Source organism: Streptomyces sp. NPDC006516 (genome assembly GCF_040611875.1).
In the GTDB taxonomy this organism is placed as follows: Bacteria; Actinomycetota; Actinomycetes; order Streptomycetales; family Streptomycetaceae; genus Streptomyces.
Genome location: NZ_JBEXPD010000003.1, coordinates 64,907 through 81,761 on the forward strand (window position 1 = coordinate 64,907; position 16,855 = coordinate 81,761).

Annotated in this window: 13 protein-coding genes and 1 pseudogene; 8 read left to right on the forward strand and 6 right to left on the reverse strand. The window is 72.3% G+C overall.

Annotated features, from left to right (window positions below; genetic code table 11):
- Nucleotides 1-2,388, forward strand: coding sequence for a phosphoketolase family protein (locus ABZY45_RS12260; protein ID WP_356738922.1), 2,388 nt, complete (start codon nucleotides 1-3; stop codon nucleotides 2,386-2,388).
- A gap of 97 nt (nucleotides 2,389-2,485) precedes the next feature.
- Here the strand turns inward: ABZY45_RS12260 and ABZY45_RS12265 are convergent, their stop codons facing one another.
- Nucleotides 2,486-2,893, reverse strand: a complete 408-nt coding sequence (locus tag ABZY45_RS12265) for a hypothetical protein (protein ID WP_356738924.1) — start codon at nucleotides 2,891-2,893, stop codon at nucleotides 2,486-2,488.
- 110 nt (nucleotides 2,894-3,003) lie between these two features.
- Nucleotides 3,004-4,119: a chemotaxis protein gene (locus ABZY45_RS12270; RefSeq protein ID WP_356738926.1), complete on the reverse strand. Its 1,116-nt coding sequence runs from the start codon at nucleotides 4,117-4,119 to the stop codon at nucleotides 3,004-3,006.
- 138 nt (nucleotides 4,120-4,257) lie between these two features.
- Between ABZY45_RS12270 and ABZY45_RS12275 the strand changes: the two genes are divergently transcribed.
- A complete protein-coding gene (locus tag ABZY45_RS12275) occupies nucleotides 4,258-4,752 on the forward strand; it encodes a DUF1269 domain-containing protein (protein ID WP_356738928.1) in 495 nt (164 codons plus the stop codon).
- 46 nt (nucleotides 4,753-4,798) lie between these two features.
- Entirely contained in the window at nucleotides 4,799-6,151 is a 1,353-nt protein-coding gene (glsA, locus tag ABZY45_RS12280) for a glutaminase A (RefSeq protein ID WP_356738930.1), read from the forward strand.
- Between the two features lie 4 nt (nucleotides 6,152-6,155).
- Here glsA and ABZY45_RS12285 read toward each other — a convergent pair whose 3' ends face one another.
- On the reverse strand, nucleotides 6,156-6,965 hold the full coding sequence (locus ABZY45_RS12285; RefSeq protein WP_356738932.1) for an endonuclease: 810 nt from the start codon (nucleotides 6,963-6,965) through the stop codon (nucleotides 6,156-6,158).
- Nucleotides 6,966-7,178: 213 nt separating this feature from the next.
- Between ABZY45_RS12285 and ABZY45_RS12290 the strand changes: the two genes are divergently transcribed.
- The 4 genes and pseudogenes from ABZY45_RS12290 to ABZY45_RS12305 all read left to right on the forward strand — a co-directional run bounded on the left by ABZY45_RS12290 (nucleotide 7,179) and on the right by ABZY45_RS12305 (nucleotide 11,115).
- The gene (locus ABZY45_RS12290; RefSeq protein ID WP_356738935.1) at nucleotides 7,179-7,391 is read left to right on the forward strand and encodes a hypothetical protein; all 213 of its coding nucleotides are present in this window, start codon (nucleotides 7,179-7,181) and stop codon (nucleotides 7,389-7,391) included.
- An 81-nt stretch (nucleotides 7,392-7,472) separates the two neighbouring features.
- Entirely contained in the window at nucleotides 7,473-8,630 is a 1,158-nt protein-coding gene (locus tag ABZY45_RS12295) for a methyltransferase (protein ID WP_356738937.1), read from the forward strand.
- Between the two features lie 56 nt (nucleotides 8,631-8,686).
- Nucleotides 8,687-8,815 (forward strand): annotated as a pseudogene (locus tag ABZY45_RS12300) (DUF2236 domain-containing protein); the annotation flags it as partial.
- Nucleotides 8,816-8,850: 35 nt separating this feature from the next.
- Nucleotides 8,851-11,115 carry a tetratricopeptide repeat protein gene (locus ABZY45_RS12305; RefSeq protein WP_356739677.1) on the forward strand — a complete coding sequence of 755 codons (2,265 nt, stop codon included), beginning with the start codon at nucleotides 8,851-8,853 and terminating at the stop codon, nucleotides 11,113-11,115.
- 3 nt (nucleotides 11,116-11,118) lie between these two features.
- On the opposite strand, the gene ABZY45_RS12310 is transcribed toward ABZY45_RS12305, so the two are convergent.
- On the reverse strand, nucleotides 11,119-11,745 hold the full coding sequence (locus ABZY45_RS12310; RefSeq protein ID WP_356738939.1) for a DinB family protein: 627 nt from the start codon (nucleotides 11,743-11,745) through the stop codon (nucleotides 11,119-11,121).
- A 140-nt stretch (nucleotides 11,746-11,885) separates the two neighbouring features.
- Between ABZY45_RS12310 and ABZY45_RS12315 the strand changes: the two genes are divergently transcribed.
- On the forward strand, nucleotides 11,886-13,460 hold the full coding sequence (locus tag ABZY45_RS12315; protein WP_356738941.1) for an NAD(P)/FAD-dependent oxidoreductase: 1,575 nt from the start codon (nucleotides 11,886-11,888) through the stop codon (nucleotides 13,458-13,460).
- 10 nt (nucleotides 13,461-13,470) lie between these two features.
- Here the strand turns inward: ABZY45_RS12315 and ABZY45_RS12320 are convergent, their stop codons facing one another.
- Together ABZY45_RS12320 and ABZY45_RS12325 are read right to left on the reverse strand one after the other, a co-directional pair.
- A complete protein-coding gene (locus tag ABZY45_RS12320) occupies nucleotides 13,471-14,445 on the reverse strand; it encodes an alpha/beta fold hydrolase (RefSeq protein WP_356738943.1) in 975 nt (324 codons plus the stop codon).
- 4 nt (nucleotides 14,446-14,449) lie between these two features.
- Nucleotides 14,450-16,852, reverse strand: a complete 2,403-nt coding sequence (locus ABZY45_RS12325) for a polysaccharide lyase 8 family protein (RefSeq protein WP_356738944.1) — start codon at nucleotides 16,850-16,852, stop codon at nucleotides 14,450-14,452.
- Nucleotides 16,853-16,855 lie beyond the last annotated feature (3 nt).

Consider the following 16,855-nt stretch of genomic DNA (forward strand, 5'->3'; position numbering starts at 1 on the left):
ATGACCGACGCCCCCTCGCCCTCCGCGGCGACCGTCCTGTCCGACACCGAGCTCGCCGCGCTCGACGCCCACTGGCGGGCGGCCAACTACCTGACGGTCGGCCAGATCTACCTGATGGCGAACCCGCTGCTGGACGAGCCGCTGGCCCCCGAACACATCAAACCGCGGCTCCTGGGCCACTGGGGCACCTCGCCCGGGCTGAACCTGGTCCACACCCACCTCAACCGGGTGATCAAGGCGAGGAAGCGCCAGGCGCTGTGTGTCTGGGGGCCGGGGCACGGCGGCCCCGCCGTCCTCGCCAACTCCTGGCTGGAGGGCAGCTACTCGGAGACCTACCCCGACGTCAGCCGCGACCGTGCGGGCATGGGCCTGCTGTTCAAGCAGTTCTCCTTCCCCGGTGGCGTGCCGAGCCACGTGGCCCCGGAGACCCCGGGCTCCATCCACGAAGGCGGGGAGCTGGGATACGCACTCACCCACGCCTACGGCGCCGCCTACGACAACCCGGAGCTGCTGGTCGCCTGTGTCGTCGGGGACGGGGAGGCGGAGACCGGGCCGCTGGCCGCGTCCTGGCACTCCAACAAGTTCCTCGACCCCGTGCACGACGGGGCGGTCCTGCCGATCCTCCACCTCAACGGTTACAAGATCGCCAATCCCACGGTGCTGGCCCGGCTGCCCGAGGACGAACTCGACGCCCTCCTGCGCGGATACGGCCACGATCCCCTCCACGTCGAGGGGGACGACCCGGCGACCGTCCACCGCGCGCTGGCGGCCGCCCTGGACCACGCCGTGGACGCGATCGCCCGGTACCAGCGTGCCGCCCGGTCCGGAGCCGCGTCCGTACGCCCCCGCTGGCCGATGATCGTGCTGCGTACCCCCAAGGGCTGGACCGGGCCCGCGGAGGTCGACGGCCTGCCCGTGGAGGGCACCTGGCGCGCGCACCAGGTCCCGCTGCCGGGCGTACGGGAAGATCCCGCGCATCTGCGCCGGCTGGAGGAGTGGCTGCGCTCCTACCGGCCCGAAGAACTCTTCGACGCCGACGGCCGGCCCACCGCCCAGGTCCTGGACTGCGTTCCCGAGGGCCCGGCGCGCCTGGGCTCGACCCCGCACGCCAACGGCGGGCTGCTGCTGCGCGATCTGCCTCTGCCACCGCTGGAGGACCACGCGGTGCGTGTCGACAAGCCGGGGACCGTGACGCACGAGCCCACCCGGGTCCTGGGCGGACTGCTCGAAGACGTCATGGCCGCCACCGCGGGGCGCAGGGACTTCCGGGTCGTCGGCCCCGACGAGACCGAGTCCAACCGTCTCGGCGCGCTCTACGGGGCCACCTCCAAGGCCTGGCAGGCGGAGATCCTCCCCACCGACGAGCACCTGGCCCGCGACGGCCGTGTGATGGAAGTGCTCTCGGAACACCTCTGCCAGGGGTGGCTGGAGGGATACCTCCTCACCGGACGGCACGGCCTGTTCTCGTCGTACGAGGCCTTCGCCCACATCGTCGACTCGATGGTCAACCAGCACATCAAGTGGCTGCGCACCTCGCGGCGGCTGCACTGGCGCGCACCCATCGCCTCGCTGAACTACCTGCTGACCTCGCACGTCTGGCGCCAGGACCACAACGGTTTCTCGCACCAGGACCCGGGCTTCGTGGACCACATCCTCAACAAGAGTCCTGAGGTCGTCCGCGTCTATCTGCCGCCGGACGCCAACACGCTGCTGTCCACCGCGGACCACGTGCTGCGCAGCCGCGACTACGTCAACGTGGTCGTGGCCGGCAAGCAGCCGGGCTTCGACTGGCTCACCCTCGACGAGGCCCGCGCCCACTGCGCCCGTGGGGCCGGGGTCTGGGAATGGGCGGGCACCGAGGACGGCAGCCGCGAGCCCGACGTCGTGCTCGCATGCGCGGGGGACGTACCCACCCTGGAGACGATGGCCGCGGCCGGACTGCTGCGCCGGCACCTGCCGGAACTCGCCGTGCGCGTGGTGAACGTGGTGGACATGACCCGGCTGCTGCCGCACGAAGAGCACCCGCACGGGATGCCGGACGCGGAGTACGACGCCCTCTTCACCCGGGACAAGCCGGTGATCTTCGCCTACCACGGCTATCCGTGGCTCGTGCACCGCCTCGCCTACCGGCGGACGGGCCATGCCCACCTGCACGTCCGCGGCTACAAGGAGGAGGGCACCACCACCACGCCGTTCGACATGGTGCTCCGCAACGACCTGGACCGCTACCGGCTGGTCATGGACGTGATCGACCGGGTGCCCGGTCTCGGGGTGCGCGCCGTCGCCGTACGGCAGGCCATGGCGGACGTCCGCACCCGGCACCACGACTGGATCCGGGAACACGGCACGGACCTTCCCGAGGTGGCCGACTGGGTCTGGGAGGGCTGATCGGCCCGGCGCACGCCCTTCGGCCGGCGCGCGCTGTGAACGCCCTTCGGCCGGCCTGCGAGGGAGCAGACCGGCCGAAGGGCGTGTGCGGGGGCCGTCAGTTCACGGTCGTGCGGATGGCGGGGGAGACGGCGCCGCCACCGACGATCCGAAGCGCGTTCTCGCCCTTGATGCCCAGCTTCACCCGCAGGCTGTACTCACCACTGCCGGCGGTCCTCATCGTGGCCGGCAGGGAGACCCAGCGCTTGCCCTGCTTCTGCTGGAGGGTGACCGGGGTGCCGGAGCTGATGTTCCGGGCGGAGCCATGGATACGGAACTCCTCCCAGGCGCCGACGCTGCGCGCGGTCGCGTGGGCGGAGAGGGCCGGCCGGGTCGCCAGGTCCCGCGCGCTCGCCCCGGACGGCGGTGCGGGGACACCGGACGAGGCCGTGGCCCCGCCCACCGCGCCGGCCAGTGCCACCGCTGTCAGCAGGGCTGCCGCCGATGCGCGCCTGAATCGGTCCATGTATGGCTCTCCTTCGTACGCGGCATGACCGGGGAGATCAGCACCGCGAGATCGACTTCGGAGCGCCAAACCTAGACATACTTCACATAATCCTCACGTAGGACACGCGGTCAGAAGCGCAGAACGGCCGCGATGCGCCCGTGCCCCGCGAGGGAGTCGTCGGCGACGAAGGACACCTCGCAGCCGTTGTCCAGCGCCGCCTCCACCAGTTCGTCGACGATGTCCTCGCGGACCTGCTCGTCCGTGGCCGGAGTGACGTCCGCGCCCACCGGCTCCAGGTGCCCGTCGGTGACCCTGACCGTCGTCGCGAAGTGCTCCTCGACCGCGACCAGTCCGGCCCGGCCCTCGCGTACGGCCAGCCACACCTCGTCGAGGCCACCCGCGAAGGAGCGGCTGCTGCGGGCGTTGTCGAACCTGCTCCGGATCTCCGCGGCGGCCTGGCCGCGCCAGTCCTCCAGGGCTGGGCTCAGCTCCTTCAGGAGCTCGGGCGCGGTGGTCTCCGCGGTCGTGCCCTTCGCGACCCTGCCGACGGCCGGCTTCGCACTCTCGCCCACCTCGTCGAGGAGGGAGAGCGCCGGCGCGAGGCCGACCAGGAACAGCGGTCGCGGGTCGGCGGCCATGACCCCGCGCAGCCCCTCGTCGACCGTGCGCAGGAAGTTGCGCGCGTCCTCGCTGCTGTACGTGCTCGGGGTGTCGCCGATCCGCTCCTCGCGCTGCGGGTTGGGCTCCTCGTGAGGAGCGGAGAGAGGGAAGGCGCCCCGCTTCTCCGCGCGCAGCCCGTCGTTCGTGCCCGAGAACAGGGTGGCGTGCTCCGCGGAGAAGCTGAGGACCCAGAACAGCCGCGCACCGGCCTTGGCGGCGACCAGGTTGCGCGTCAGGTAGCTGTCGCTGAGTACCACCCGTTCGGGCGCCGTGCGCGGCAGCTGCCAGATCTGGTACTCGTCCGCGTCGGCGAGGATGACCAGGGAGTCCAGGGCGCGGCGCTGGTCCACCTCCTCCACCGCCCGGTCGAGCTGGGCCTTCACCGCCGCACGCGCCTCGCGAGTCACCCGGGGGTCGGACTCCAAGCGGTTGCCCGCCTCGGCCACGAGGTTGCGCAGCCGTACGGCGTCCTGGGCGTTGTCCGGCGCCTTGCGGTGGGTCGGCATCGTCAGGGACAGGGCCGGATAGGGCCTGTCCCTGCGAAGGTCCTGCAGCAGGCCGGGGGTCAGGGCGTCCGTGTCCATCGTTGTCTCCCGGAGGGGTCGGGGTCCGTCGTGCTGGGGCCGCCCCCAAGGCGCGGAGCGGATCGTTCGACGAGTCAATTCATACCTTTTGATCCTAATATGGGCGAATTATTCGTATCCCCTCCGGAGGTGCATGCGATGTCCACGCTCACCGTGTGGAAGTTCCAGTCGGCCGAGGGCGCGGAGAACGTGGAGACCGCACTGAAGTCCCTGCAGAAGGAGGGCCTGATCAAGATCCTCGACGCCGCCGTCGTGACGTGGCCGGCCGAGCGCTCGAAGCCCAGGACGAAGCAGCTGATCAACCTCGTCGGAGCGGGCGCGCTCAGCGGCACCTTCTGGGGCATGCTCTTCGGGCTCATCTTCCTGATGCCGCTGCTCGGGGCCGCCATCGGGGCCGCGGCCGGGGCGCTCGGCGGAAAGCTCGCCGACATCGGCATCGACGACGAGTTCATCGCCGAGGTCAAGGAACAGGTCACGCCGGGGACTTCGGCGCTCTTCCTGCTCACCACGGACGAAGTGCCCAGCCGCATCAGTGAGTCCCTGCCCGGCGGCGGCGCCGAGCTCCTGCACAGCAACCTGGACACCGGGCGTGAGGCCAAGCTCCGCGAGATCTTCGGCGACGAGCCGGAATGACGGGCGGTCGTGCGGCCGGTCCCGTGCGCCGCGGGCGGGGCCGCTGATGGCGGCGTCCGAGGCCGTCACGGACGCGCTGCGTGAGCTGCACGCGCGCTACGCGGGCATCGGGGACGGCCGGCGAGCCGACTACATCCCGCAGCTGGCGCGGTCCGATCCCGACGCCTTCGGGCTCGCGCTCGTCAGCATGGACGGACACTGCTACAGCGCCGGCGCTGCGGACACACCCTTCACCCTGCAGTCGGTGTCCAAGCCCTTCGTCTACGCCCTCGCGCTGTCCGTCCTCGGTCTCGACGAGGTCGGCCGCTGGGTCGGTGCGGAGCCCAGCGGCGAGGCCTTCAACGCCATCAGCCTGGAACCCCGCACCGGGCGGCCCGCCAACGCCATGGTCAACGCCGGTGCCATCGTCACCACCGCGCTCGTCCCGGACCGTGCGGACGTCCCGGCCTTCACCGCCGTCCTGAGCTGCCTGAGCCGTTTCGCCGGACGGCGGCTGGACGTCGACGAGGACGTGTACCGCTCCGAGGCGGAGACGGGGGACCGCAACAGGGCGCTGGCCTACCTGATCCGCAGCACCGGCACCCTCCCCCTGGATCCGGTCGCCGCCGTCGACACCTACTTCCGGCAGTGCGCGGTGCGCGCCACCGCCGTCGATCTGGCCGTGATGGCCGCGACCCTGGCGCACGGCGGAGTCAATCCGGTGACCGGCGAGAGAGTCGTGTCCGCGGAGGTCGCGGCCCAGGTGCTCGCCGTGATGGCCACCTGCGGAATGTACGACGCCTCCGGTGACTGGCTGCTCAGGGTCGGGCTGCCGGCCAAGAGCGGCGTGTCCGGCGGGCTGATCGCCGCGGGCCCCGCCCGCTTCGGCCTTGCCACCTACAGCCCGCCGCTGGACGCCGCGGGCACGTCGGTGCGCGGCAGCGCCGCGATCGGCGCACTGTCGGAACGGCTCGGCCTCCACCTGATGCGCAACCCGGCGCTGCCCGGTTCCACCGTCACGCTGGCCGCCACCGCCGATGTCCTCCCCACGGCGCCGTCCGGCCGACGCGAGCGGGCGTTGCACGAACAAGTGGGGGTGGTCGCGGCGCAGGGCGCCCTCGACTGCACGGCCGCCGAGCGCGTGCTGTACGCGCTGGACGAGTCCGGCCCGGACGGGGCGGGCCCGGTGGTGCTCGATCTGAGCGAGGTGACCGGTGCCGACTCCGTGGCCCTCGCGCTGCTGCACGCGGGCCTGGCCCGGCTCGCTCGGGACGGGCGGCGCGCAGCCGTCGTCGATCCCGGCGGCCGGCTGGGCCCGCCGGACCTGGTGCGGGAGCGGACCGGCCAGGACCTGCCGCGTTTCGGCTCCCGCGAGGAAGCCGTCGAGCGCTGTGCGCAGGCCGTGGCCGGACCCGGCTGAGCGCCTACCAGATGGCCTCGACCCACTCGGGGTGGTCGATGAACGGATTCCGGTTGTGCTGGAACCGGTCGAATATGACCTCGTTGCGGTTCTGCTCGAAGCTGTCCGGCGGGTCCTCCTGGCTCCACTGCTTCAGCACGGACAGCCGCCCGATGTACGGCGCCGAGCCGTTGGAGACGCTGTCGTTCGGTTCGAGATCGGCGAAGGCGTCGTCGCCCTCGTAGCGCACGGCCATGTAGAGGATCATCCGGGCGACGTCGCCCTTCACCGCGTCGCGCGGCTCGAAGGAGTTGCTGTCGGTGTAGTTGCCGGGCGCTCCGGAGACGGCGCTGCCGCCGTTGTCGAAGTCCTTGTTGCCGCGGATGGAGTTGACCTGGACGTCCTCCGGACGAAGGTGGTGGATGTCGGTGCCCGGGCCTGTCGAGGTGCCGAAGTCGCCGTGGGACTTGGCCCAGACGTGCTCCCGGTTCCAGTCGCCGACGTCGCCCCCGTTCTCGCTCTTGGACTGCGAGCGGCCGGTGTAGAGGAGGATCACGTTGGAGGAGTTGGACGGGTCCTGGTCGGTGACCTTGAGCGCGTCCCAGACCTGGCTGTACGACAGCGTGGTCTGGTCGCTGATGATCGAGTGCAGGGAACTCTTGAGTGTGGCGCCGGTCTTGCCCAGCGCGTCCTGGTAGTAGGTGTCGTCCAGGGCCGCGGCCGGGGACGCTGTGGGGGTGACGGCGGGCGCGGTGGCCGTGACGCAGGTGAGAACGGCGATCGAGGCGGCTGTCGCGAGTAGTGGACGCGCGTAGAAACGGCGACGACTGGACATGTGGGGTGTCCTCTCCGGGGCGGCGAACGGGGGTCCTGGTGGCCGTGCGGGTGCCTGTTCGACCGGGAGCCTTCCACACGCACGGTGCCGGCTGTGTGAACGTTGCGTATTCATCATGTGCAGGTCAAGTGACGTCTCGTCCGTGGCTCCCGGGGCATCGGATGCGCCCTCGCCGCAGCGGCGCGAGAATTACCGCAAGGACGAGGAGGCGGTATGAGCGAAGAGTCCGAATCCGTATCCGTATCCGTGCCGGAGGTCCGGGGGGTGACTCCGGACCGTCTGCTCCACGCCGGCGGGAACGACCAGCCCTCCGCGGAGGACCTGGTTCTCGCCTCCGGGCGGGACGTGACCCCCGAGAGTCTGGAGTGGGCTCGCCGCAGGCTGTCCGAGGAGGGCCGCTCGGCCCTGGACAAGCGGCTCCCGTAGGCCCCGCGGGGCCGCCGAAGGGGCAACCGGGGCGGGGAGCGTGCAGGGCGCTCCCCGCCACTCGGTTAGCCTGAACGCAATATGAACCGTTTGACGACGTCACAGGGCGAATTCGATCTCGCCCGCTTTCCCGAGAACCCGCGCGATCCCCTCCGTGCGTGGGACGCCGCCGACGAGTACCTGCTGAACCGCCTGGAGGGCGCCGGGGACGGCGAGCCTGTGCGTCCTTCGGGCACCGTGGCCGTGGTCGGCGACCGCTGGGGCGCCCTCGCCACCGTGCTCGCCCCCCACCGCCCCGTGCAGATCACCGACTCGTACCTCGCGCGGCGGGCCACCCAGGCCAACCTGGTGCGCAACGGCCTCGATCCGGACGCCGTACGCATGCTGTCCGTGCGGGACACCCCGCCGGCACGGGTCGACCTGCTGCTCGTACGGGTCCCCAAGAGCCTCGCGCTGCTGGAGGACCAGCTGCACCGGCTCGCTCCGGCCGTGCACGAGGGGACCGTGGTCATCGGCACCGGCATGGTGAAGGAGATCCACACCTCCACCCTCAAACTCTTCGAGCGGATCATCGGGCCGACCCGCACCTCCCTCGCGGTGAAGAAGGCGCGCCTCATCTTCTGCACCCCGGACCCGGCCCTCCCGAGGACCCCCAGCCCCTGGCCGCACCGCTACGAACTGCCCGGCGACGTCGGCCCCGTGTCGGGCCGGACGGTCACCAACCACGCCGGGATCTTCTGCGCCGAACGGCTGGACATCGGCACCCGCTTCTTCCTCAAGCACCTCCCCACGCGGAAGGGCCCGGACCACGTCGTCGACCTCGGCTGCGGGAACGGCGTCGTGGGCACGTCCGCCGCGCTCGCCAACCCGGACGCCACCGTCACCTTCATCGACGAGTCCTACCAGGCCGTGGCCTCCGCGGAGGAGACCTTCCGGGCCAACACCGGACCGGACGCCGATGCGGAGTTCCTGGTCGGCGACGGCATGGCCGACGTGCCCGCGGCGAGCGTGGACCTGGTCCTCAGCAACCCGCCGTTCCACTCGCACCAGGCGGTCACCGACGCCACCGCCCGGAACATGTTCCACGGCGCGCGTGCCGCCCTGCGTCAGGGCGGCGAGCTGTGGGTCGTCGGCAACCGGCACCTCGGCTACCACACCCAGCTGCGCCGGATCTTCGGCAACTGCCTGACGGTGGCCGGTGACCCGAAGTTCGTGGTCCTGCGGGCCGTGAAGCGCTGAGTCATGTCACGGGTGGCGTCCGGCCGGCCCCGGGGGCACCCCGGCGACCCGGGTCCCGGCGGCGGCTGCGCCCCGGGCGCATCGTGAGCGCGACGGCACCGCCGGGCCCCGGCAGCAGGCCCGCCCCGTACACACTCCGCAGACGTGCCGCCATACTGGACGGGCCGGGGAGGGCACAGCTGTAGGCGTGACGCGGAGCAGACGGGGGCGGCAACAGGCGATGGCGGACACCAGGCTGATCCAGAGCCGGTACCAGCTGCTCGATCTCATCGGGCGCGGAGGCATGGGCGAGGTGTGGCGTGCCCGGGACGAAGCGCTGGGCCGGCAGGTCGCCGTCAAGTGCCTGAAACCGGTGGGACCGCAGCACGACCGCGACTTCACCCGCATCCTGCGCGAGCGGTTCCGCCGGGAGGCGCGCGTGGCCGCCGCCCTCCAGCACCGAGGCGTCACCGTCGTCCACGACTTCGGGGAGGCGGACGGTGTCCTGTACCTCGTCATGGAGCTCCTGGAAGGACGCAACCTCAGCCAGCTCCTCGAGGACAACAAGCAGCACCCGCTGCCGGTGCCGGACGTCGTCGACATCGCCGAGCAGGTCGCCGACGCCCTCGGCTACACCCACCAGCAGGGCATAGTGCACCGCGACCTCAAGCCCGCCAACATCATGCGGCTCGCCGACGGGACGGTGAAGATCTGCGACTTCGGCATCGCCCGGCTCGGCGCCGACATCGGGTTCACCTCGCGTCTGACCGGCACCGGCATCGCCATGGGCACCCCGCACTACATGTCGCCGGAACAGATCAGCGGCGGAGAGGTCGACCACCGCAGCGACCTCTACTCGCTGGGCTGTGTGCTGTACGAGATCGCCACGGGCGTCCCGCCGTTCGACATGGACGACGCCTGGGCCGTCCTGGTCGGGCACCGCGACACGGTGCCCGAGCCTCCGCGCACCCACCGCGCCGAACTGCCGCGCTTCTTCGACCGCGTCGTCCTGGACCTGCTGGCCAAGACCCCGGGGGAGCGGCCCTCCGACGCGGGGGACCTGAGGGCGCGCATCGCGCTGGGGCGCACCGGTGAGCAGCCGCAGGCCGGGCGCGTCCGGCTCGCCCCGCCGGTGCCGTTCGAGCACCCTGCCCGGCGGCCCGGAGGGCAGCCGCCCCGACTGCCCTCCTGGACCCGCGACATGACCACCGGTCACAAGGCGCGCAGTGCCGCCTACGCCGGGACGGCCGCCATCGACCAGGCGCTCGCACTCACCGGAGCGTGGACCACGGGAGCGATGGGCCCCCACTCATCCGGCGGAGCGTTCCCGCCCGCGGGAGCGGGCCGCCCCACCCCGTCCCCGGAACTCCTGGCCACCCTGGCCAGCAGGCACAGCGCCGGGCTCAACCTGGGCCGCCTCGGGCACTGGGAGGAAGCGGCCGAGGTCCACCGCGCGGTCGCAGGCGAACGCTCGCACGCGCTGGGCCCCGATCACCCCGACACCCTCGCCAGCCGCTACGAGGTGGCCTTCACCCTCAGCCGCACCGGACAGGCCGCGGACGCCCTGCGTGAGTTCGGCCGGGTCGCCGACGGCCGCGAACGCGCCCTGGGCCCCGATCACCCGGAGACCCTCGCGGCCCGCCAGGAGACGGCCTACGTACTCGGACAGCTAGGCCGGCACTTCGAGGCCCACCAGGTCTACGCCGCGGTGCTCGCCTCACGGGAGCGCTCCATGGGGCCGGACCACCCCGACACCCTGCGCTGCCGGCACAACCTGGCCTTCAACCTCAGCCGGCTGGGCCGCCTGGAGGACTCGTACCGCATGGCCCGTGAGGTGGCGGACGCCCGTGGCAGGCTGCTCGGCGCCACACACCCCGACACCCTGGTCACGCTCTACGAGGTGGCATACACCCTCGGCCGGCTGGACCGCTGGACCGAGGCCCTGCAGACCTACCGCGAGGTGGCGCAGGCCCGGGCCGTCACGCTCGGCGCCCTGCACCCCGACACGCTGTCCGCGCGCTACGAGGTGGGTATCAGCCTCGGCCGGCTGGGCCGCAGCGCCGAGGCCCTCGACCTCTACCGCGCACTGGCCGACGACCGTACCCGGGTCGCCGGCCCCGACGACCCGGAGACACTCCGCGCCCGGCACGGCCTCGCGGTCAACCTCGGGCGGATGGCGCGCTGGGAGGAGGCCCTCGCGGAGTCGCGCGAGGTGTGCGCGATCCGGGAGCGCGCGCTGGGGCCCGATCACCCCGACACCCTCGTCAGCCGCCGGGAGGTGGCCGTCGGACTCGGCTGGCTCGGCCGATGGGCCGACGCCCTCAGCGGCTACCGTACGGTCGCCGACGCCCGCGAACGGGTCCTCGGCGCCGATCACCCGGACACTCTGGCCAGCCGTAACGACGAGGCCCACTGCCTGGAACAGCTCGGCCGCGGCACGGAGGCCGTCGACCTCTACCGCAGGGTCGCCGACCTGCGCCGGCAGCGCGGCATTCCCCCGCACTGACCGTCAGGCGAGGCTTCCCCGCACGCGGTGGAGGTCCCGCAGCAGCGCGATCTCCGCCCCGTGGTGCAGCAGCTCCTGGTTGACCCACCAGACGACGTCGAGGAAGCGCTCCTCGGGGTCGCCGCCGTACGGGTACGTGCAGTACCCGACCGTGTCGAGCGCGGTGTCGTCGGCGCCGAGCAGAGCCGAACGCCACGCCGCCGCCGATGCGCCGAAGTCCGCGACCGCCCCGGCCGCGTCCCCCGCCACCCGGTAGTCCTCACGGGTCAGCGCGTGACGTCCCGCCGAGTGGTCCGCACGCAGGGCCAGCAGCTCGCTGAGATGGCTCAGACGCCACGCGAGGGTCGTGAACGGCGGCGGCGAAGGATGAGGGTGCGACGCCGTGTCGCGCCCCCACTCGCCCGCGCCCGTCAGGGCACTCGCGCCAGGGCCGGGGCCCTCGGCCTTGCGGCGCACCGACCAGCACTCCGGCAGCGGCTCCCACAGATACTCCTCGTCGGTGAGCGGCGGGACGTCCACGTCCGTGCCGTTTCCGCTGTCCACGGTCGGACCGGCCATCCGTCTGGTGAGCCGCTCGCACGCCCAGTCGAACTGCTCGAGCAACGGTTGCAGACGGGCTGGTGTGTCCACGGAGAACTCCTGGGCCGGGTGGAGGGGCGAGGTCAGCGAGCACCCTGCCACAGCGGCCCTCACGGACCCACCGCTTTTCGGAGCCTGCGCCACGGACCGCGCCCCCTGTGCCGGGAGATCGTCCCGTGCTACGAAGGGGCATGCCCGCAGACGAGACGGCCCCACCCGGTACGCCCGCCCGCTCCCACTACGACGCGGTGATCATCGGCGGCGGCCACAACGGCCTGGTCGCCGCCGCCTACCTCGCCCGCGCCGGGCAGTCCGTCCTCGTACTGGAACGCCTTCCGGGTACCGGGGGAGCGGCCGTGTCGACCCGCCCCTTCGACGGGATCGACGCGCGGCTCTCCCGCTACTCCTACCTCGTGTCGCTCCTCCCGCAGAAGATCGTCCGTGAGCTCGGCCTCGACTTCGCCGTACGCAAGCGCACCGTGTCCTCGTACACCCCGGCCGTACGGGGCGGCCGGCACACCGGACTGCTCGTCGGCGGCGACGGAACCCGTGACTCCTTCGCCGCGCTCACCGGGAACGACCGGGAGTACGACGCCTGGCAGCGCTTCTACGGGACGACCCGGAGGGTCGCCGAGCGGGTCTTCCCGACCCTCACCGAACCCCTGCCCTCCCGCGCGGCCCTGCGGGCGCGCGTCGACGACCCGGACACCTGGCGCGCGCTGTTCGAGGAGCCCATCGGTGTCACGGTCGAGAAGACCTTCGCGGACGACCTCGTCCGCGGGGTCGTACTCACCGACGCGCTGATCGGCACCTTCGCCGACGCCCACGACCCCTCCCTGATCCAGAACCGCTGCTTCCTCTACCACGTGATCGGGAACGGCACGGGCGACTGGGACGTCCCGGTCGGCGGCATGGGCGCGCTCACCGACGCGCTGGCCGGCGCGGCGCGCTCGGCGGGCGCGGAGATCCGCGTGCTGCACGAGGCCACCCGGATCGAGACCGACGGCACCCGTGCCGAGGTGACCGTCCGGTCACCCGGCGGGGAACACACCGTCGGCGCGCGCCGGGTCCTGGTCAACGCCTCGCCCATGGCGCTGGCCTCGCTCCTCGGCGAGGAGCCGCCCGCTCCGGCGGAGGGCGCCCAGCTGAAGGTGAACATGCTCCTGACGCGGCTGCCGAGACTGCGTGACCGCTCCGTCGACCCGCGCCGGGCGTTCGCCGGCACCTTCCACATCGCGGAGGGCTACGGACAACTGGCCGCGGCCTACCGCGACGCGGCGGCGGGCCGCCTGCCCGGCGCGCCGCCCTCCGAGATCTACTGCCACTCCCTGTCGGACCCGTCCATCCTCGCCCCCGGCCTCGCCGCACGGGGCTACCAGACGCTCACCCTGTTCGGGCTGCACACGCCGGCCCGGCTCTTCGCGGCGGACAACGAGGCCACGCGCACCACGCTGCTGGACGCCACCCTCGCCGAACTCGACACCCATCTCGAAGAGCCGATCACCGGCTGTCTGGCCCTCGACGCCGACGGCAGGCCATGCATCGAGGCGAAGACACCCCTGGACCTGGAACGCGAACTGCGGCTCCCCGGCGGGCACATCTTCCACCAGGACCTCTCCTTCCCCCACGCCACCGGCGGGACCGGCCGCTGGGGAGTGGAGACCGCCCATGCCAACGTGCTGCTCTGCGGAGCGGGCGCGGTGCGCGGCGGCGGGGTCAGCGGGGTGCCCGGCCACAACGCCGCCATGGCGGCGCTGGGCCGGTGACCGTCACGTCCTACTGACCGAACACCCCGCGCAGTGCCCCGAGCTTGCGCGGCAGGTCGTACTCCGCGCCGCCTTCGTGGCCGTTGTACGGGAACACCTCCAGCTCGGCGGGGCCCGCGTAGGCGTGGTACGCCGCGAACACCGTCGACGACGGGCAGATCCGGTCCATCAGACCGACCGAGAGCCACGCCGGGGCCGTGGCCCGTGCCGCGAAGTTGACACCGTCGAAGTACGACAGGGTCTGCATCGCCTCCTCGACCCTGAAGCGGTGCCCGGACAGCCAGCGGGCGATCTCCGCGTACGGCCCCGAGTCCGTGATCTGCGAGGCGCGCCGGAAATGGCAGAGGAACGGCACATCGGCGACGGCCGCGGCCACGTCGTCGCGCAGCCCGGCGACCGCGAGGGCGAGGCCGCCTCCCTGGCTGCCGCCGAGGACCGCGACCTTGGAGGGATCCACGCCCTCGTGGGCCTTCACCGCGTCGACCGCGCGCACGGCGTCGGTGATGAGACGCCGGTAGTAGTGCCGGGCGGGGTCCTCGATGCCCCGGGTGACGAAGCCGGGGGAGGAGGAACCGTGGCCGTCCGGACCGATGTCCAGGGTGTCCGCGGTGTTCTTCCCGCCGCCGCCCTGGCCGCGGTTGTCCATGACCAGATGGGCGTAGCCGAGCGCGCTCCAGGTCAGCCACGAGTACGGGACGCCCCGGCCGCCGTTGTAGCCGATGTACTGCACCACCGCCGGCAGCGGCCCCGAGCGGACACGCGGGAGCAGCAGCCAGGCCTTCACCGGCTGGCCGCCCCAGCCGTTGAACGTCACGTCGAAGACGTCCACGGTCGCGAATCCGGCGTCGTACGGGACGAACGAAGCGCCCGGACCGTGGCGGGCCGCCTCCCCGAGGGTCTTGTCCCAGAAGGCGTCGAAGTCGGCGGGCTCCTCCGGCACCGGCCGGTACTCCCGCAGCCGCTCCAGGGGCATGTCGAACAGCAAGGGTCTAGCTCCTCTTCAGGGTGAGGGTGAGGGTCGCGCCGTGCAGTCCCGCCGTGTCGGCGGTGATACGCAGGCCCCGCCCCGTGGCGGTCGTGCGGATACCCGGGTCCGCGGCCTCGACCGTGAGACCCGGCCTGGCCAGGTCCAGCACCACCGTGGAACGCAGCTGCGTCGGATCGGACAGGGCGACCGTGAGCTTCCCGTCCCGGGGGCGCACCAGCACCGAGGCGGGACCGTCACAGGTCAGCTCCCGCACCGTGCCTGCGGTCCAGAAGTTCGCGGCGAGCAGCCCGTCTGCCGACCGGCGCACGGCGTGCACCGCGGTCGAGCGGGCCACCAGGTCCACCGGGGGTGCCGCCGACCACTGCCGGGTACGGGCGGCGGACGCCGCCGGGGCCTGGAGCCAGAAGTAACCGGCGCCCGTCGGGGCGGGCCCGTGGTCCTGCCACAGCGTCAGGTACGGGCGGGTGACGGGGGTGTCCGTGCCGTACTTGAGGTTGATCTCCCGCCAGGTCGCCGTACGCTCCTCACGCAGACCGCGCAGGGTGGCCGGCTCCGGGAAGATGTAGCCGCCGGTCCCGTCGAGGTGCAGCCAGCGCACCTTGGCGAGCCCCGCCGACCAGTCCGTGCCGGCCGGCGCGGGAGTACCGTTGACGAGGAGTGCGGCGGCCGGATCACGCAGCTTGCGGTTCTCGACCACCGTCTCCACCGTGCCGTCGCCGGCGGTGATGCCGGATCCGGTGCAGGCGATCACGTCGTCCAGGCAGAACCAGCTCTTGAGGCCACGCAGCGTGCTCCCGTAGGCCCGCAGCTCCATGCCGTACGCGCCGAGCGTCGTGCCCGGCAGGGCGGTGCCGCCCGCCCAGTCGGCGGTGCTCGTCGTGCGCTGGCCCGCGGCGTCCGCCGGCCGTCCGGCGACGACCGTGGTCCCCGGCAGCCGGGCGGGGTCGACGGTGGGCCAGTAGTCCTCGCTGTAGTGCCCGAGGTCGTCGGTGTACAGCAGAACCATGCCGTCGGAGAGGTGCCAGCCGTGCAGATTCTCGTTCTGGATCGACTCGTAGTTGTAGATCCGGCTCGAGTAGGCCGAGATGCCCAGGGCGAACGACGGCCTGTGGTGTGCCGCCTTGTCCATCCGGGGGTGCTGCTTGTGGGCGACCAGCGGCCCGCGCGCGGGGATGGGCGAGTCGATGACGCGCAGCGCCGCGACGAGGGAGGCCGGGTCGGTGACGGCGAGGAAGTCCCGGTAGGTGTCCTCCGCGATCCACTGCTTGACCAGCGCGGTGAAGGCGTCGGCCGTCTCGCCCGTGAAGCCGGGGATGAGCCGTAGCACCGCCTCGACGACCGTCTGCGCGGAGGCGTGGCCCTGCTTGCTGGGACGCGCGATCTCGCGTCCGCACACCGAGGCCATCACATCACCCCGCGCCAGCAGGGGGTCGAAGCCGTCGAGGACCCATCCGCGGATGTTGTCGAGGTCGGGGTCGGTCACCGCCCAGTCCGTCCCCGCGAGCAGGTTCAGCAGCCGGGAGAGGCTGTTGAGCAGTTCCTTGCCGTAGCCGCCGTTGTAAGGATGCTTCCAGTGCTGGAGGAACGAACCGTCGGAGTAGAAGCCCTCGCCCGTGCCCGCCGTGCCGTCGGTACGGTCGTTGAAGGCCAGGACGCTGTTGGCCCCCGAACCCTCGACGTCCGAAAGAGCGTCACGCACCCGGGCCAGGGAGTCCCCGTCGTCACGCAGCACCGCGTTGACGGCGACCACCGTGGACACCCACACGCGATTGGCGCCGGTCGCGATCTGCCGGTCGGCGCGCCACAGGTTCGGATCGGGCGTGTAGTGCCGTACGGCCGTGGTGACCCGGTCCAGCCGCTCGGTCCCGAGTACGTCGTACAGCAGCACCGCCGTGTCGTTCAGGGCGAGCGCCGAGCCGATCTCCCAGTCCCAGTCGTTGTCGAAGCGGGTGTGCCCAGGACCGTAACGGTTCGTCAGCATCCAGTCGACACCGGCCAGCAGCAGGTCGCGCAGGGCCGCGTCACCGTGCTGGGGCGTGCCGGGGATCGCCCACGCGGTCGCGATCGTCGCGAGGCGCTTGAGCGAGGTGGTGACGTGGTTGGAGAGCGCCGTGCTGGTCAGATCGGCGAACAGGCCGTCCGTACGGGAGGGGTCGAGGCCCCTGGCCGCCGTGGTCGCGGCCCGGCCTGTCCTGGCCACGGCCGCCGCTACCCGGGCGTCGCCCGGGTCGAGGCCGGGGCCACCGGTCAGCAGCGTGTGCCAGCGGGCCCGCAGCGTGCCCGCTTCCCCCGCCGCGGCGTTCGCGGTCCCGGGTGCGAAGCTGAGGGGCAGGGTGACGGCTGCGCCGAGCGCGGCCGCTCCGGCCAGGACTGTGCGGCGCGTCGCGCCCGTACCTGGGTTCATGGG

Bases quoted from the DNA above. Each gene is read 5' to 3' on its own strand.
- glsA (WP_356738930.1), top strand. From the start codon at position 4,799: ATGGCGGCGTCCGAGGCCGTCACGGACGCGCTGCGTGAGCTGCACGCG.
- ABZY45_RS12260 (WP_356738922.1), top strand. From the start codon at position 1: ATGACCGACGCCCCCTCGCCCTCCGCGGCGACCGTCCTGTCCGACACC.
- ABZY45_RS12305 (WP_356739677.1), top strand. From the start codon at position 8,851: ATGGCGGACACCAGGCTGATCCAGAGCCGGTACCAGCTGCTCGATCTC.
- ABZY45_RS12265 (WP_356738924.1), bottom strand. From the start codon at position 2,893: ATGGACCGATTCAGGCGCGCATCGGCGGCAGCCCTGCTGACAGCGGTG.
- ABZY45_RS12290 (WP_356738935.1), top strand. From the start codon at position 7,179: ATGAGCGAAGAGTCCGAATCCGTATCCGTATCCGTGCCGGAGGTCCGG.
- ABZY45_RS12285 (WP_356738932.1), bottom strand. From the start codon at position 6,965: ATGTCCAGTCGTCGCCGTTTCTACGCGCGTCCACTACTCGCGACAGCC.
- ABZY45_RS12270 (WP_356738926.1), bottom strand. From the start codon at position 4,119: ATGGACACGGACGCCCTGACCCCCGGCCTGCTGCAGGACCTTCGCAGG.
- ABZY45_RS12295 (WP_356738937.1), top strand. From the start codon at position 7,473: ATGAACCGTTTGACGACGTCACAGGGCGAATTCGATCTCGCCCGCTTT.
- ABZY45_RS12325 (WP_356738944.1), bottom strand. From the start codon at position 16,852: ATGAACCCAGGTACGGGCGCGACGCGCCGCACAGTCCTGGCCGGAGCG.
- ABZY45_RS12315 (WP_356738941.1), top strand. From the start codon at position 11,886: ATGCCCGCAGACGAGACGGCCCCACCCGGTACGCCCGCCCGCTCCCAC.
- ABZY45_RS12275 (WP_356738928.1), top strand. From the start codon at position 4,258: ATGTCCACGCTCACCGTGTGGAAGTTCCAGTCGGCCGAGGGCGCGGAG.